Origin of the sequence: Shewanella sp. SP2S2-4 (assembly GCF_031932025.1) — a bacterium.
Classification (GTDB): Bacteria; Pseudomonadota; Gammaproteobacteria; order Enterobacterales; family Shewanellaceae; genus Shewanella; species Shewanella baltica.
The window spans coordinates 99,122-116,253 of sequence record NZ_JAUOER010000015.1 but is presented as its reverse complement, the minus strand read 5'-3'; the positions used below and the strand labels follow the sequence as shown (position 1 = coordinate 116,253).

Genomic DNA, 17,132 nt, shown 5'->3' with positions numbered 1-17,132 from the left:
CTACTGCATATGAGCGGTATTACGCTATTATTTTTCTTATCATCTATATTCTTTACAAAGTATCTATCCGAGTTAATTGGTCACAATCACTTTTATCAAACCTATCTAACTAGCATTGAATGGAATGGGATTATAAGCCTATTCTGCATTTCTGGATTTGTGTCATACCTCTCAACTCGATTAATAAAAAAGCCATTTTCATTTATTGAATTTAAAAAGCCAAGATATAAAGATTCAATGTGGTTATCACTTTTCTCACTGCAGTTACTTTTATTAATATCTGCTTTTTTATTAAGTTCATTTGGTTTATCAAGGTTATCAGAACTAGATAGTCCAACCGAATGGAAAGAAAAAGGAATGCCTGTATATTTCACTGTCAAAACGGCTGATTTATCAGGGCAAAAATCAGTACACATCCAATTAAGTCCATCACAAAGATACAGCAAGGCGATAGATGTCTTCTGCGTTATTAGCCTTGATAGCAGTGGCAATTTTTGGGCAGGTTTCAACTACCCATTTTCGGTTGAAAAAACAGAAAAATACCCAAGTGAAAAAATAGACAAGCTAATCAGTGATAGTGTTAATAAGTGTAAAAACACATCAAATAGTGATATCAAATACTTCAAAAAAAGTAGTTTCGCCTTTGAAAACAGCGGTTATTTAAATGCTTTAAAACGGATAGTTAGCAGCGATATGCTAGAGAATAATAACATCACTTTATTTGTAGCATCACAACATCTCGAATTTAATAGCTTCAAAACAGACCTATTAAAAGGTTTATTAATGATGTTCGCTACTATTATGACATTTTTGGCCTATGAGCTATGGCAAGCTAAAATACATTGGGAAACTTATTGGGCCATTAAGAAAATAGAATCTGGGCAGGCATAACTCTTTTGGGATTTAGAGCCAACACCGATATCACAGAAGTTCACCTTCCCCTGCGAAGTTGCTGAAGGGCGTTGGAATAAATTGCGTGAGTCCGGTCAGGGATGACCGGCTAGCTTTCGTAGGTATAGGGACGTTGCCTTCGGAAGCGATAGCAATTTATCCATAAGACCAAGGCTAGTGACCAATGCATGTAACTTCGCTAGGGGCGGCAAGGGAGATCCAAGAGGGAATTACTGTTGATCCCCTCTTGGTCGGGTGTGGGGTGAAGCCCCACGACTTTGACCTATCTCGGCCGTAAGGCCGCAATAATTCACATACTCACAGCGATAACCTTGCCAATTCAAACGCCAAACAAACCAGCATTATTATCGGGTGTGGGGTGAAGCCCCACGACTTTAACCGACCTCGGCCGAAGGCCGCAATTACTCACAGTAAAAACCACTAACTCGCAACACAAAGATTTTGCTGAATCTTCCAACGACGTTCCATTAGTGGAATCGAAAAACCATAACATACCACCACAATTAAAGGTTGAAGCTGAAAACTCAACTCAGGCCACAACATAAAGGCTGCCACGCAAGCCACAGTGCGCACAATTGCATGCACAATCGCCACCTTTTGCGCCGCTAAAACACCGTGGACTAACCACATTAAACCTGTTTGCACCGCAAGGGCGAAAGGCAATGCCAGATAATTTTCCATAAAGAATGGAATGCTGATTGCAAAGGTCAGGATACTCATGCCCACTGCGGCCAAAAATACGTTATCAAACCAATTACGCTCATGCTTTTTCTTGAACGACATGTTCTCACCGGTTAGCCGATAAATACCGCCATCACCAACTGTGAAGGAGGTAATACAAAACTTAGTGCAAACAGCAAGATCCACACTATCATGCCAGATAAGGGCATAGCCAAAGCACGTTGTTGACGGTATTCGATTAACTGTTGATCCAATGATATGTGTTGCATGATTAAGCCTCCTTGTTTAGATGGCTTAAGTATCTACGCTAACATCCAACACGGCAGTGTGAGTTGTCAGCAATAGAAGATGACAAATGTCACCTCTTTCAACAAAGTCCTAAAAAGTGTAAAAACGTGATCCTCTGTTGCTGAATTTACTTTGGTATCTGCTTGAAAAAAGCGACAATCAAACATATCGAAGACATGAGTAAGTTAGACGCTGCCGCGCTGCTAAACCCTGAATCGGGTTTAGATGACGACAATGTCTACAGAAAGCGCAATAACAGCATATATCTCACGCTTTGCCCTAGGGTTATCGCGCGCCTAAAATGCGCTATGTTACTGTTTTAGTCGTTGGTAACTCGATTTTTACCGCATTTTTAGATTAAGGGTTAAATGGAATATGGAAAAAATATTTGAAAGGCTAATGTATGCATCTCGCTGGATTATGGCGCCGATTTACTTGGGATTAAGCCTAGTCCTAATCGGTTTAGGCATTAAATTCTTCCAAGAGATCTTCCATATTCTGCCGATTATTTTTGAGATGACCGAAGTGGATCTGGTGCTGGTCACCCTGTCCTTAATTGATATCACTCTAGTCGGCGGCCTGATTGTGATGGTGATGTTTTCTGGCTATGAAAACTTCGTTTCACAATTAGATGTGGGCGAAGACAGTGAGAAGCTCAGTTGGCTCGGTAAGTTAGATTCTGGATCATTAAAAAACAAAGTCGCCGCTTCTATTGTGGCGATTTCATCTATACACCTGCTAAAAATCTTTATGGATGTGAAGAATATCGATAACGACAAAATCATGTGGTATCTGTTAATCCACATCACCTTCGTGTTGTCAGCCTTTGCCATGGGCTATTTAGATAAAATGACCCGCGCTGGTAAGTAGTCGCTTCACGCTGAATAAGTTAAGCGTTAACGGTTTTAACACTGTGGAAAGTTTAAAAGTAAAACCTAGGCAAATATAAAGTTTATTCGCTTCTGCTAAATTAAAATGCCACTCTTTTGAGTGGCATTTTTAATGACAAAACCCAAAAAATTAAAGCAATCCACTAACACTAGTTATTCCACACACATCAACTTAATTTCACCTTGTTGACTCATTAATCTGCACTCATTTAAATCTTAATACGGCTATTTGTAATATCTATTTTTCCAACTTGTTGCGTTAATTATTTAGATATCAGTCATACGGTTTAAATCTATTAAAATACTTACCCAAAAGTGTCAAAAAACTCTATAATCGCCACCCTTTTGACAAACTCGTCTCTAACGCATCCATTCGTAAGTAAACATCACTGTAAGCGCAAGGTAGTAAAGTGAAAACACAGTTACTGGCTCTCATGCTCGTCAGCCATATTGGCTACGCCCATGCCAAGGAAGATTTGGCCTCAACTCTAAACGCAGAAGGAATACCACTGAAGAGTCATAGCATCGATTTTATCGATAAAAATCTCAAATTAACCTTGGCCTGTTCCGTTGGAGATCTGCAACCTAGCATCAATGTTACTATGTCGGAATCCTTTGCATTTTATGGTGATCCTAGCGTGCTCATCATTACCAGTGGCGAACAAACCAAGTTGAAATTACATGGTACTGGCTCACTGATGAATTTCAGCAGCGGGATCGCAGCCAACCCAGATCTATGGGGAAGTTTAGGTGAGCTCCAATCTCAAAAATTACACCTTGAAGCGGTATCTTTCCGCTCTAGTAAATACACTAGTTCAGACTTAGTCGCCGTAGGCTTTGCCGATGCTGTGGCTAAGCTCAAACAAGATTGTGTCCAGTAGGCTCCTCAGCCAGCATTTAATAGAACAATATGAACAAAAAAGCCACTGATGACAGTGGCTTTTTGCATTTATAGCATCTGACATAACGTCCAGATTAGCTCTTCGCTAGTTCAACCTGATGCACTTTCTCGGTTTGGTCCACTATGGTCAATACCGCAGCATCACCTACCACGTTACAAGAGGTCAGCACCATATCGATAATGCGATCTAATGCCGCAACGATGGCGAAAGCTTCAATCGGTAAACCCATTTGATGGATTAACACGCCTATCATTACCATGCCGCCGCCGGGCACACCGCCGGCACCGACAGAAAGCAGGAAGATGCTAAATAACAGCGAAGGCAATTGATCAGAGGTGATAGGCATGCCAAAGGCGTTAGCGACAAAGAAAATCGCGATAGTGATGTAAATCGCCACGCCGCCCATGTTCATGGTCGCGCCGAGCGGCACACCAAAGCCTGCTACCGCGCGATTCACACCTAACTTTTCGGTTAAGGTACGCATAGTCACAGGAATCGTCGCATTCGAGCTTGCGGTCGACAGTGAAAACAGCACTTGCTCTTGGGTCTTCTCGCGGAAGGTTTTTGCCGAAATTGGGGTAAATATGCCCACAGCCATTGGGTAAACCACAAAAATCCACAGCAGTAGCAGCGCGAGGATCAGCACCATGTACTCAACTACGCTCATAAACACGCCAGCATCTAAAGTCGCGCCGAGCTTGAACATCAAGGCAAACACACCGTAGGGCGCTAGGCTCATGACCACAGAAATCAGCTTCATCATGATTTTATTCGCGGTTTGAAAACCTTGCACAGCGCCAGCGACATGCTCACCGAGTGACTTAATCACGCCGCCAAGCATTAAAGCCATAAAGATCACTTGCAGCATATTGCCCGACATAAACGCCGCCACAGGGTTACGTGGGACTATGTCGATCACCAGTGCCATCAAACTTGGCAGCTCAGTTGCAGTAATGGCCAGGCCGTCAGTGCTGCTCATATCGACGCCTTTACCAGGGTCGAGTAACAGCACGACTAATAATGCCGTCGCGATCGCGACAAAGGTATTGATGATATAAAAACCAAAGGTCTTACCGCCTAAACGGCCAAAACTTTTGAGATCTTGCAGCTCACAGACACCACAAACAATACTCACAAACACTAATGGCACGACTAGCATCATGATCATATTGACGAACATAGTGCCAACGCCGCCGGCAAGCTCGACCAAATTGTCCGAGAAGAAGCCGATATCGTTTAAGAAGTACTGCACTATTGTGCCGAAAATAAGACCCGCAAACAGACCTATAAAGATCCGCGTCGAAAGTGATTTCATCATGCTTGTGGTTTCCCCAGAAATGTAGTTTTTTTGTTATTCATCTTCCATGATGAGCACAATTGCCAATCCATTTTTGGCTTAGGCAGGGATAGTGAAACATGCTAGCCGTTAATTCAATGAATAAATTTCACTTTTTCATCTTAAATTAAGCTAACCGCATCACGGAAAATTAGTAATAAATTGATTTTAAATGACAAATAATAATTATGTTCAATCAATGAGCAGACTAAAGACTTATTTAAAACTGCACATTTAAACAGAATGAAAACCAATAAATCACAATGTAAACATATTAAAAACAATTAGAAAATCAACCTCAGTCTTAATGACTAAAATTCAACTTATAAAAGAATTTAAAACTAGATAATTGCACTAACGCAGAGAGATGGAATGCGTGATGGCTAAATATATGGCACTAACACTAGTTCAAGCCCGTGAGCTAGCAGGTGTTGCTGTTTGATGCTAATACTGTGTTGAGTTAACCAAAAAGCTAATTCTTGCCAACGCTTTAAATCGGCATGCTGAAGATATTTGGTCTGTTTCGCTTGCTTGTCGAAATCATAGGTTGAATTAATTTGCCCAATGCCCAACAACTCGGCAGCAGCCGTCAGCGCAAGTTGCGGCACAAGGCAATGGGTCACCCCCATTAAGGTATGGGCGATTTGTAGCCCAGCGGGATCTAAGTCGGTAAAGGCGATAATCGGTAGCTCGCCTGCCATAGCTTGCAAAAAATGCCGCACACCAATCGGTGAATGATGACCGCTGCCACGGTAAATAACCATGAGGTTCGTTAGATCCTCAGGTAAACGCGCTTGATGGATAACATCAAACACATCCAAGTTTTCAACCACTAAGATGGCTGCGACATCAAATTCACGACAGTGCTTTTGTGCTTCATCCAAAGGAATACGCAGCGAGGATAAAGCGGAGATTGCAACAGGTGGCGATTGAAAGCCCAGAAACTTGAGTAACACATACTCGGCTTCGGGGCGGATCTTAGCGAGCTTCTCATTATGACTTTTGGCGGACATCGCCATGCGATCGACATTGAAATCCAGATCCCTGAGATCAAGTCCCATTAGCGCCAATACGCCTTGCCTTAACAGATCAAAGTCTTTGGGCGCGAAGCACAAATGCTTTTCAGACTCGTCTAACTCACCCACTTCTAACTCGCGGTAAATCGCGCGCCAGTTAGCCGTGAGCTTAACCTTGGGAGAACGCTTAATAAAAGCCTTCTCCAACAGCTGCAGTTGTTGCTGGCCTAGGCTAGCCATAACTCAACATCGCGAATGATAAAGTTACCGCTATAAATGGGATGCGGCTCACCCAAAGGCTCAAGCTCAAAGTAAACTTTGTGTTCATCGGGTAGGCCTTCATAGCCGCCAATCACTTGATAAATCCAGCTCTCGGCTTCCCAAGGCAATGCCTTATCCACCAAATATTCCAGCGCAGATTGGCGCAGGCCAGACTCAATTACATCGACAAAATAGGTATCCACCGCCTGTTTAAGCGGATTATCCGGCACATCGAAGTCTTCACTTTGGATGAGTGACACGGACGCATCTCGCTCACGCACCGCTTCAATCACGGGATGACGACTAATGGCTTTAATGTGCGCGACTATGCCCATCAACTCCAGTTCTTGGCTGGCGTTGTGCACGTCTACTGCAGCAGGCGCGAGCAAGATTTCGGCGCGATTGAATAGGCTTGGAATTTCCTTGTGGGACACATGGTCCGCAGGCCGATAATCCGGATGCAAGTCAGTGTAGAGTAACCAGCCCTTAAGCAAACGGGTACGGCCACGGATTTGCCTAAAGCGACCTAAGAGTTCGAGTAAACGCCCCTGCACTACGCTCAGTTCCTGGGCGCAGTCGCTCATGGTTTCTTGCAAAGTCGTCACTAAGAGTTTGCGCAGCTCTCGGATATCGCCGGCGATTTCGCCAAGCTCACTAAACTGGAACATCTCTAAGCCATTAAGCAATTCAGAGACTTGGCTTTGAGCTAATTCATTTTCACGGATCTTTGCGTTGATCGTACCGACATAACCGAACTCGTTATTGATCCGGCCCCAGAGCACACGAATCGAATAACGCAGACTATCGGCAAAGCTATAAACATGCTCGCTCAAATCCGACAAATAGGCCTCGGCGGCGCTGTAATCTGAGCTGTGACGGGCTTCTTTGTAATGGTCGGCCAAGGTTTTAATGGTCGCGAGAGCCGAGCCGACGTTAGAGTCGATTTGGCGATTACGCTCGTCACTTAAACCTTCTTCGAGCAAGGCACGAACAGAACGCTTAAGCCGCAGCTCCTGATCTGGCTCTGGCCGCCACAAAATGCCGGCCTGTTTAAGCTTTTCAACCACGCTTGGATCGTGGGCATCCTCGTTAAGAGAACCCGCCAAATAGGCGTCCATAATGATGTCAGCATGGCGACCTAACTGCTTGAGCAGCTTAACCCCCGCCTGATGTAAGTTACTGCTCATCACGGCCTCCTTGGTCGCAGCTTTTACCTAGGTTTAATCGTGCCAACATTAGATTAAGTCCCGCTGAGTCGCCGTTTCCGCCTGCGCTTCTAGGCTTAGGCCTTCGGTTTCGTCAATAAACCGAATGACTTCATACAGATAATCCAGCTTGCCCGTGGCGATATAGATTTGCTTCTCCGCATTGGGGCGCACTAAATAGCCGAGTTCGACTAAGCGTTTGAAGACTAACTTGATTTGCGCATCGCTGTTGGTACTGGTCGAGCCAAATAGACGATATTGGCTGAGTTTGGCTAACTGCTCACGAAACGCCGGCGTGTCTTCGATGCGGCTTTGCAGCTCAGTTAAACGCACGGGCGCACCTTCGCTCAGCGGCGCATCTTGACCACTGGCCTCTTGCACTAATACCAGCCATTCCACCAGCGGGATCAATGCCTGACAGATATCTTTAAACTGCGATGAAATCACTTTGCGCTCGCTATCGCCGAGCTGCAAATAACCGCAGAAGAACACATCACCTTCGGCGGCGGACGCCACGGTACGGTTGATTTGATTGAGATAGGCTTCGACCCGCTCGCGGGTGCTACTATTTTTAAGGGCGCGCCAGCCTTCTTCATTGGTGGTGCGGCAAATAAACTCGCCCTTGAGTAACAGCTCAATCAAAGCGCCAGTACCGACTAATACGGTTTGAGTTGCATCGCTCATTAGATGGCCTCCTTCGACAAACGCTTATTCAACATGTCGGCAATTGCGCTTTTCACGTTAGCCTTAGGTTTTACCAGCTGCAACATCTTGGTTTGTTTTAATTCAAGCATGATTAGATGGCCTCCTTCGACAAACGCTTATTCAACATGTCTGCAATTGGGTTCACCTTTGGTTTTACCACCTGCAACTTCTTGGTTTGTTTGTTGATAATGTAACGATTGGCGAACAAGTTCAGCACCTCAGACTCTGGGTTCGGGAAGGCGCCCAGCACACAAATATTGTTGTTTTCGCAAGCGTCGAAAATCTTCTTCACGTTGGTATGGTGCAAAGTGCCCAGCTCATCAATTGGCCAGTGAATGGTCACATCGGCGCGGCCACGCAACAAACGCGTGAATGCTAGCAGGAACTTACACAAAATCAGATACGCCATACCGTGGCTTGAGGATTCGTTAAGCTGTCTGTCGGTGCGGATAATTAAGTCGCTGTTACCTTCTTTAAGGCGCAGCTCGATTTCCAGCAACTTAGAGATGCCCCCCGTTAACGCGGCGCGGCCGATAATGTCCAAGGCGCGGCGCATGCTGTTGGTGTAATCCTCATCGGGCAAGCCATTAAAACCATCGGCTTTCCAATGTTTAAAGGCTTTGACGAACTGTTCAAGCTCAGGCCAGAACTCTAACTCGCTGATGCGCGAGCGAATACGTACCGCCGATTCAGACACGCCTTCGAGGAATAACTCTTCGCCCACTTCGCGGGTAATACGCGCACTTTGGGACGCGATGCGACGGTCGATATCGGCTAATACATCATAGAAGGCAGTTAAGTCGACGCCGAAAATTCGTCCTTGCTCACGCAGCGCAGTAATCGACTGCGGCACTATCACGTTCAGCAATTGCTCAAGCTGTGGCACTAACTTGCGGTAATCCAGCAGACGAATGCCTTTGTCGTTGATAAAGCTCGATTCTTCACGGGCACGCTCCCAGGTTTCGGCAAGGCCCGAACCTGACTTGCTGGCGATCACTGAGTCGAAATGCTCTACATATTGCTTCACCGAACCCATCAAGTAATCGCGTTTCAGCAGCAAATCTTCACCTTGGCGCAGACGCTCGCCTAGGCTGCCTTGGGCTTCTTCGTTATTGATCGGCAACTTAAGCTCGGCGAGTTTACGCATTACGGCGCGTAACTTCGTTAAGTTTTCGGAGGCTTCAACCTGCGCCGCATCGGACGCTTTACGCTCGGTTTCGAGTTGTTGACGGCGAGTCTTCACATCCTGAGTTTTCGCCTTAAGCTGTTGATCGATTTCCGATACCGCGCGCTTCACATCTGCAAGCTGAGTTTGCAGTTTAGGTTTGCGCATCAGCCAAGTGTGCTGATACCAATCGTCAAAGCGCAGTACGTCGCTACGACGCTGCTCGGCGCGGCTAATTTTGGTTTCTAACTCGCGAATTTGTTGCTTGAGTTTGAGGATATTCTCCTCATCCACACCGCGGGATTTAAGCTCGTTTTTGTACCAGGTCTCGCAGGCTTTCAGCTCGATTTTGGCGCTTTCGCGGCGGCCTTCAATGGTCGCTTTAATTTGGCCGAGTTGATTGTCGAGCGCGCCGATCACTTCCTGCCAATAGGCTTGTTTTTCCATGCGCGCTTCGAGCGCTTGCTCTTTTTGCTCTTCGAGCCAGAGTTCGTGCTGATGTTTAAGCTGTTTCAGCTCGCCATCCAGCTGGGTCAGTCTTTGTCCCGCATGGGCTTTGCGATCGCTCAATGCTTTGTTGATTTTATCTTGCTCACTGCGCTTTTCATCGAATAGGCGACGCAGATCGTCACGGCTATTTTTATACGCTGTGCGGGCAAAAGTAAGTTCACGGCTGAGATTATCCAGCTCGCCATTAATCGCCACTAACTGAGATTCGGCCTCGGCCTGCATTTCTTGGGCGCTAGTGTGGGCTTCTTCGGCTTTGCTTAACCGAATCCGCAGCTCTTGCTCGGAGGCGGCATATTCAGGCACATCGATCGCTTTAAGATCTAAATGTACGCCAAAGAAAGCTTCGCTCGACTCGCTAACTAAACTGGGATGTAAATCAGTGCGATGCAGTAGTTCAGGCGCGATCACTTTACCTAAACTTTGCTCCCAACCTTGAGCTTCCTTACGCAGAAACTCCAATAGGGTGTGGGATTGCGGAAACAACATGTGGTGCAGTTCATCCAGCGCAGTTTGACGCTCATTCACCCTTAAGGTGGCGATACGCAAGGCTTCGTTGGCTTGGTCACGTTTGGCTCTGAGCTTGCGTTCATCGCTACTTAAGCGCTCGACCTTAGCATTACAGCTTTCTTGTTCTTCGTCGGCACGGTGAATACGTTCGTCGAAAATCGCTAGGCTTAACTTTTCTTCTTCGGTGTAAGTCACACCATCGACACGTAATTTAAGTTCGGCGGCAGTGAGTTTAAATTGGTATTCCTGCTCGCTAAAGCTGGCCTTGCCCGCATCCATTTGGTTGCGCCATTGCAACTCTAAAGCGTCGATATCGGTGCGCGCGACTTCGCGTTGCTTATCGCGGGCTTCGCGCTGCTTATCTTGGTCGACATGCAAACCTTCTAGCTCGCGGTTTAACTGCTCGCCAATCTTACTGCGACGGGCATTGTAGGCCGCCTCGATATCTTGGTGCTTCTCGGTTTGCAGCTTATGGCGTTCACTTAGGTTTTCAACATCGGTGCGCCAGTTTGGCAGCATCTCAAGATCGGCCTTAGCTTGCTCTATGTTGGCATCTAAAAAGGCGCTGTGCTGATCTTCAATGGCATCGAGTTCGTACTCGCACTTTGCCACATCGCCTTTGGCGGCCGATAAATCGAGGTTGAGCTCATCGCGCTGCTCTTTCCATTCATCGTCGAGCAATCTGAGTTTTAAATTCAGCTCTTTAGATAAGGTTTGCTGAATATCTTGGCGATCGGCTTCTAAGGTTTCATCGTTGCGATAACCGCGGGACAAACTCGATAAGCGCAGTTCGGCGCTGAGCAGTTGGTTAAATTCTTGCTCTAGTTTTTCAAACTCAGGGCGAATGACTTCAAACCCTTGGATAAGTTGGCTTTCACGGATCCACACCTCAACGCGCTGTGGATTTAAGCGTGAGCTGGGCGGATTAACTCCGTCTTCCTCTAAAATGGCGGCGATCATGGATTTGACCGTCTCCATTTTGCCTTCTTTGGAGTGCACCGCTTTGGCGAGTTTTTCGATGTGGCGCAGGGAATGCTCGCCCTCACACAGGGCAAATTGGCGTGCATAGCCGCGTAGTTCGCTGCGGTTGCTGCCCGTGCTTAATAGGGTGCGATCGTTTTGAATAATGGCGCGATATTCGCGGGTGTTAAGCAAGTTAGTGGTGGCGATACCAGCACGTTTTAAATCACGGCCTAATTCCGCCATGGTGTGGCACAGAATAGTGTCGCCATTTTGCGATTTAATATAATCGCTTAGCTCAAAACCTTTGGCGATAAAGCGATAGTTAACGCCCTTGCCATCACCCGCCGAAGCCAGTACGGCTTGGTACAGTAACCCATCGGCCTTTTGATATTCGTAAATGATGTAGCTTGAATCGTGTGGCAAGTACCAACGCTCGAAACTGTCGCGGGTCGAAGGCACCACGCGGCTTGGGTATTCGCCATAAAAAACAGGGACTAGACGTTGTAATGTCGTCTTACCCGAGGCGTTAGTACCACAAATGTTGGTATGGCCATTGAGGGCGAGTTCCACAACGCCCGGAAGGTGCGTATCAATCAGCACAATACGAATCAAGCTTGCCATTTCATTCCTTATGCAAACGGGAGAGTCTTATCTAAGCTGCAGAAGCCTTCTACAGGACAAAGCAAAACAATCCAAGAGGGCCACAGACCTTAAAAAGCACTGTAAAAAGTGATTTTAAAATCATGACCTAAAAATAGTGCCCCTAAAATAAGGCAATCGCGGTGTATTGGCAATTAAGCGGCGCAGCACTAATGCCATGGCTCACAATCTTTACGCCCAGAATTGGGCCCAGAACTAAGCTCTTCTTTAAGCCCAGAACTAAGCTACTAGCAAAGCCAATACTAACCGCCAATGATACGACAACTTAGCCAAAATAGGCGGCTAACAAAGCGGCAATTAGCGCAGTAAAAGGTAAATTTTAGCGGTTATCTTCAAGGCGCAGGCGATCGGCGATCCGGCTATAAATCAGCATCATTTCCGCCAGCGATCCCACTTGCATGCCTTTCATCAAATTGGCGCGGTGGATCTCGACCGTGCGCATGGCAATACAGAGGCTATCGGCGATCTCTTGGTTCTTCAGCCCTTGGGCAATCAGGTTGAGTATTTCCCTCTCCCTTGGTGTGAGCGCTTGATACGTCTCAAGATACTGATTGTCTTGATGATGCGCCTTGGTATGTTCCAACGCTTTGAGTACCGCTTCGGCTAACTTAGCGCCATCGGCGGGCTTTTGGAAAAAATCCACCGCACCGAGTTTGAGCGCTTCTACTGCCATAGGCACATCGCCATGGCCGGTCAAATAAATCACAGCTAACGGACTATTTTTGGCGACTAATTCAAGATGCAACTGTGGGCCGCTCAAGCCCAGCATACGCACATCAACCAGCGCACAACCCGGCAGGGTTAAGTCTACGGCGGTAAAAAAGGCTTCGGCGCTATCAAAGTCGGTGATCTTGAGGCCATAGCTTTCGAGCATAAAACGCAAAGAACGACGCACTGAGTCATCGTCATCGATTAAATACACAGGTAACTCAAGACTCATTAAAGTGCTCCATTAGGTTCAGGTTTACGCGGTATAGCCACCTGCGCTTGGCAACCGCCACCCATAGGGCTTTCTAGGCTAAACGTCCCGCCATGGCTCTCGGCAATATCGCGGCAAATCACTAAGCCTAAACCTAATCCCTCTGATTTAGTGGAATAAAAGGCTTGCATCAGCAGGCTGGCGGCTTCGGTTAAACCCGTGCCATTATCCGTGACTGTCAGCAAGAGTGTGCGTTCTTGATAGCGAAGATCGATATCGATCGTCGGCGTGTATGGTTTTTGCGTGATGATCTGTTCGGTGCCACTGGATTCAAGCTCTAGCCGCTGAACACAGGCATCGGCGGCGTTTTTCAGCAGGTTAAGCAACAACTGCTGCATGCCGACTTCATCGAGGGACTGTAAATAGGGCTCGCCGCTCACGTTTACGGCAAGATTAATTTGATGTTGTTCAAACTCATAGGCGAGCAGCGGCACAGTATCATTGACCAGCTCATGCAAATACAAAGGTTGTTTCGATACAGGCCGTTTCTTCAACAGGTTGCGTAAGCGGCTGATAATGCTGTCGGCTCGCGTGACTTCCTGCTGGATCAGCGTCAATACCGATTGCAGTTCCTCAGGGCTAGTACCCCGCTGTAATCGCACTTCGGCGCCATGACAATAATGGCCAATCGCCGCCAAAGGTTGATTCAGTTCGTGGGAGAGACTCGCGCCAAGTTCGCCAGCAATCGCAATGCGCTGGGCATGTTCCAGTAGCGCGCGGTTTTCATTGAGCTGGCGCTGAGTGTTAATTAACTCCCGGCCGCGACGGCTAAAACGATACTCCAACCAGAAATGATACACATTGAGTAAAACCAAAATCCCTAACACAAACCAAGCCCATTGTTGATGTAACTTGACCCACTGCCACGCCCTTTGCCACCAAGGTGTTTGTAAGGGATGCATGTCGAGATCTTTAAGTAACTGATCGATCGCCAGCTGACTCACGGCCGTGGTCCAACCCGCAGAATCGGCCGTCTTAGCGGCGAGGTGATCTTCGGGCAGTGCCAGCAGCGCTTGGGTCACGCTTTTAGCTAGAGATTGCGAGGCGCGATTGGTCTTCGCCATGGACCAGTTGGGATAGAGACGAGTCGAGACTTGGCAATGAAATCCCACCGGAGTTTGGTTATCGAGCACCCGATAATGGCCGATATTAATCAGCCCTTCTGCCTGCATCTGCTCAAGCTGACACACGGGCACCACAGCCGCATCCAGTCGATTGTCTTTCGCCGCATCATTACCACTTTTTTGATCATCTAACTGATACAACAGATTATCTAGCGGGAATCCCAGCGGAATGATCTCACCCACAAAGCGAGGCAAATCTATGCCCTTTAGCTGCGCTTCGTACACTAAGGTCAAGTAACCGCCGAAGGCATTTTTCGACACTATACCGAGTCGACGTCCCTTGAGATCCGTTAAAGTCTGATAGGGTGAATCGGCGCGCACCACCAGCGCCGAACCCACTTGCATCGCCGCGCCATTATTTAACGGGCTGCGTAGGGTCGCCAACCAAGTGAGAGAATATTGCCGCGCCAGCAACACGGATTGCCCCGGGTTGGTGATCACAAAATCGAGCCCTTGGGTTTCAACGCCCTTGGCTAACTCATCGAGGGAGAGAGGATGTAACCTGAAGTAACTGTTGGGAATTTGGGTTTCGAGCCAACCCATTAACGGCTGCCAGCGGTTAATCGTCGCCTTATAACCGCGGATGGCTAACACGCCCACATCAACCACTTGATAACCGGGTTCTTCGGCAACGACTTGAGCGACAACCTCAGCGTCCATTACATCGGAAGGCGCGCTTTGATTCTGCGGCTCGGCGGCAAACACGTTTGCCGAAGCGAGCAAGCACGCTAACGCCACGGCTAGTGTCATCCTTAAAATCATTCGAGGTGCCATCTTAGGCACTGTTCCTTGAATCGGTAACGGCCGCTTGAGCGACATCGCTGAGCTAAACACTGTTTTCATCATCCTAAATAACGTGAAGTGCAATCCTTTATCCCCAATCACTCAAATTCAACTCAAGCTCAAATTCAGTTAAAAGTAGGTCCAATTCAAATTGGAAGCAGGCCAAACTTAAGTTTAAAAGCCGTAAAAAATAAAACCCTATCATTTTGAAGGCTATTCTAACGGATATTTGTTGCGCTAGATCAAACCCACGCCTGATATGTGGAAAACCACTATAGTTATGCCGCCTCGCCTTTTACAGAATGCCTCTAAACCTCGCCATAAACCTTAACGCTAGGTCTATGAGCCAGTTTATTCGCCATCTGCAAGAGTGAAGGAAATCTGTATGGACAAGAGTAAACGTCAGTTTCTCGGCAAAATGGCCAGCGTCAGTGTTGGCGCCGCACTGATCCCTGTGGTGCAAGTGTATGCACAAGATGATAAGCGCAGCCCTCAAGTGCACAGTGCCAGCGAAGGCCAAGTGGTTAAACGTTACGGCATGGTGATCGATCTACGCCGCTGCGTGGGCTGCCAAGCCTGTACCGTCGCTTGCACTATCGAGAATCAACCGCCCCTAGGGCAATTTCGCACCACAGTGCAGCAGTATGAAGTCTCGCAGCAGGAAGATACCACGCCGCCTGCGTTTTTAATGCTGCCAAGACTTTGTAATCACTGCGAAAACCCGCCCTGTATTCCCGTTTGTCCTACGGGCGCGACCTTCCAGCGTAAGGACGGCATAGTAGTCGTCAATAATGAATGGTGCGTTGGCTGTGGCTATTGCGTGCAAGCCTGTCCCTACGATGCCCGCTTTATCAACCACGATACTAATACCGCCGACAAATGTACCTTCTGCGCCCACAGGTTGGATGCGGGATTACTGCCCGCCTGCGTCGAAACCTGCGTGGGAGAAGCCCGTGTGATTGGCGATCTTAACGATCCCCACAGCCAGATAAGCCAACTGCTCGCCAACAATAAAACCGATATAAAGGTACTCAAACCCACGGCCAACACTTCACCGCGCGTGTTCTACATCGGCATGAGCAGCGCTTTTGAGGACAAGATTAGCGGCCAAGCCCCCGTTAGAACCTTACTTACCGATACTGGCGAGGAGATCCACCATGGTCATTAAAGAAATCTTTACCCCAGATATCGCCATTACTTGGCTACCTTGGGCGGTGCAATACTTTTTTATGATGGGTCTGGCCTATGCCAGTGTGTGGGTCGCGACAATACACTTGTTTAGTCACGCGAAACCCGATGACAGACTGCTGAAACTCTGCGCCTGTTTAATGTTAACCGCAGGCATAGTCGCCCCTATCGCCTTACTCGCCGATTTACACCAACCGCTGCGGGCTTGGCATTTTTATGCGCAAGTTCGCCCTGATTCTTGGATGTGGTATGGCGCCTTTTTACTGCCCGTATTCTCGGGCACCAGCGCAGTGTTTGCTTGGCTGCTACTGCGTCAATATCTGCCTAAGCACACCACGAATCAAGACTCAGATTGGGTGAATAAAATAGGCCAATTATTGAGATTCGGTGATTGGAACAGTGACAAATTCATCAAGCCGATCGCACTGTTCACGGCCCTGAGTGCCTGCAGTATCGCCCTCTACACTGGCATGGAAACCATGGCCATTAAGGCGCGGCCACTATGGCATACCTATTGGCTGCCACCTTTGATGGCAATGAGTGCCCTGCTCGCCGCCTGCGGCACTTTGGTGGTATTGAATCGACTATTAAAGGGCTACCAACAGCGCACCCAAGACAGCCTATTACTCTGGGTAAGAGCAAGTTTTGGTCTATTCGCCCTATGCCTTATCGGCTGGGCGTTATTCGATAAGGGCTCGGCCCCCGAAGCCGCATTATTGCTTGAAACCAGCCCAAGCTGGCAACTTGCTGCAATTTGGGTACTGGTCACACTCGCCGTGCTGGCACTGATGCTCGCCATTCGTCACTTACCCAATATGGCAATGCTAATCGTCAGCCTCACGGCCATTCACCTTGCGTGGGGATTTCGCTGGATAGTGCTAATTCAAGCGCAAACCGATCCTAAATACGGCGCGGGGACTTATCTCTATCAACTGCCTTGGGGACCTGAAGGGCTATTAGGCATAGCTGGTACCTTCGGCCTCTGGTTAGCATTAATGGCGCTGGTCTCCGAACTTATTCGCCACACGCCTGCAGCAAAACTTGCTCGCTGAGTACC

Annotated in this window: 14 protein-coding genes; 5 read left to right on the top strand and 9 right to left on the bottom strand. The window is 47.7% G+C overall.

What is annotated here, in order from left to right; genetic code table 11:
- Positions 1-891: hypothetical protein (locus tag Q4Q54_RS13565; protein WP_311988700.1), on the top strand; the 891-nt coding region annotated here is incomplete at its 5' end.
- A 441-nt stretch (positions 892-1,332) separates the two neighbouring features.
- Here the strand turns inward: Q4Q54_RS13565 and Q4Q54_RS13560 are convergent.
- Together Q4Q54_RS13560 and Q4Q54_RS13555 are read right to left on the bottom strand one after the other, a co-directional pair.
- Positions 1,333-1,695 (bottom strand): DUF7010 family protein, encoded by a 363-nt coding sequence (locus tag Q4Q54_RS13560; protein ID WP_311988699.1) that lies wholly within the window; start codon positions 1,693-1,695, stop codon positions 1,333-1,335.
- Between the two features lie 11 nt (positions 1,696-1,706).
- A complete protein-coding gene (locus tag Q4Q54_RS13555; RefSeq protein WP_311988698.1) occupies positions 1,707-1,862 on the bottom strand; it encodes a hypothetical protein in 156 nt (51 codons plus the stop codon).
- Positions 1,863-2,256: 394 nt separating this feature from the next.
- Between Q4Q54_RS13555 and Q4Q54_RS13550 the strand changes: the two genes are divergently transcribed.
- A complete protein-coding gene (locus Q4Q54_RS13550; RefSeq protein WP_006080109.1) occupies positions 2,257-2,751 on the top strand; it encodes a TIGR00645 family protein in 495 nt (164 codons plus the stop codon).
- A gap of 430 nt (positions 2,752-3,181) precedes the next feature.
- Complete coding sequence (locus Q4Q54_RS13545) at positions 3,182-3,652, top strand: hypothetical protein (RefSeq protein WP_311988697.1); 471 nt, start codon at positions 3,182-3,184, stop codon at positions 3,650-3,652.
- A gap of 94 nt (positions 3,653-3,746) precedes the next feature.
- Here Q4Q54_RS13545 and Q4Q54_RS13540 read toward each other — a convergent pair whose 3' ends face one another.
- The 7 genes from Q4Q54_RS13540 to Q4Q54_RS13510 all read right to left on the bottom strand — a co-directional run bounded on the left by Q4Q54_RS13540 (position 3,747) and on the right by Q4Q54_RS13510 (position 14,878).
- Positions 3,747-4,991 carry a dicarboxylate/amino acid:cation symporter gene (locus Q4Q54_RS13540; protein ID WP_259214815.1) on the bottom strand — a complete coding sequence of 415 codons (1,245 nt, stop codon included), beginning with the start codon at positions 4,989-4,991 and terminating at the stop codon, positions 3,747-3,749.
- Between the two features lie 401 nt (positions 4,992-5,392).
- Complete coding sequence (locus tag Q4Q54_RS13535) at positions 5,393-6,265, bottom strand: hypothetical protein (RefSeq protein WP_311988696.1); 873 nt, start codon at positions 6,263-6,265, stop codon at positions 5,393-5,395.
- Positions 6,253-7,473 (bottom strand): phosphoenolpyruvate carboxylase, encoded by a 1,221-nt coding sequence (locus Q4Q54_RS13530; protein WP_311988695.1) that lies wholly within the window; start codon positions 7,471-7,473, stop codon positions 6,253-6,255. Before Q4Q54_RS13530 ends, Q4Q54_RS13535 begins: the two co-directional genes overlap by 13 nt.
- Positions 7,474-7,521: 48 nt before the next feature.
- A complete protein-coding gene (locus tag Q4Q54_RS13525) occupies positions 7,522-8,175 on the bottom strand; it encodes a hypothetical protein (RefSeq protein WP_006080105.1) in 654 nt (217 codons plus the stop codon).
- Positions 8,176-8,287: 112 nt separating this feature from the next.
- The gene (locus Q4Q54_RS13520; RefSeq protein WP_311988694.1) at positions 8,288-11,962 is read right to left on the bottom strand and encodes an ATP-binding protein; all 3,675 of its coding nucleotides are present in this window, start codon (positions 11,960-11,962) and stop codon (positions 8,288-8,290) included.
- A 358-nt stretch (positions 11,963-12,320) separates the two neighbouring features.
- On the bottom strand, positions 12,321-12,941 hold the full coding sequence (locus Q4Q54_RS13515; protein WP_259585444.1) for a response regulator transcription factor: 621 nt from the start codon (positions 12,939-12,941) through the stop codon (positions 12,321-12,323).
- Positions 12,941-14,878: a PhnD/SsuA/transferrin family substrate-binding protein gene (locus Q4Q54_RS13510; RefSeq protein ID WP_311988693.1), complete on the bottom strand. Its 1,938-nt coding sequence runs from the start codon at positions 14,876-14,878 to the stop codon at positions 12,941-12,943. Before Q4Q54_RS13510 ends, Q4Q54_RS13515 begins: the two co-directional genes overlap by 1 nt.
- A gap of 394 nt (positions 14,879-15,272) precedes the next feature.
- On the opposite strand from Q4Q54_RS13510, the gene dsrO reads away from it, so the two are divergent.
- Both dsrO and nrfD read left to right on the top strand, forming a co-directional pair.
- Positions 15,273-16,055, top strand: coding sequence for a sulfate reduction electron transfer complex DsrMKJOP subunit DsrO (dsrO, locus tag Q4Q54_RS13505; RefSeq protein WP_311905663.1), 783 nt, complete (start codon positions 15,273-15,275; stop codon positions 16,053-16,055).
- Complete coding sequence (gene nrfD, locus Q4Q54_RS13500; RefSeq protein WP_311905662.1) at positions 16,045-17,127, top strand: NrfD/PsrC family molybdoenzyme membrane anchor subunit; 1,083 nt, start codon at positions 16,045-16,047, stop codon at positions 17,125-17,127. Before dsrO ends, nrfD begins: the two co-directional genes overlap by 11 nt.
- The last annotated feature ends 5 nt before the right edge of the window (positions 17,128-17,132 follow it).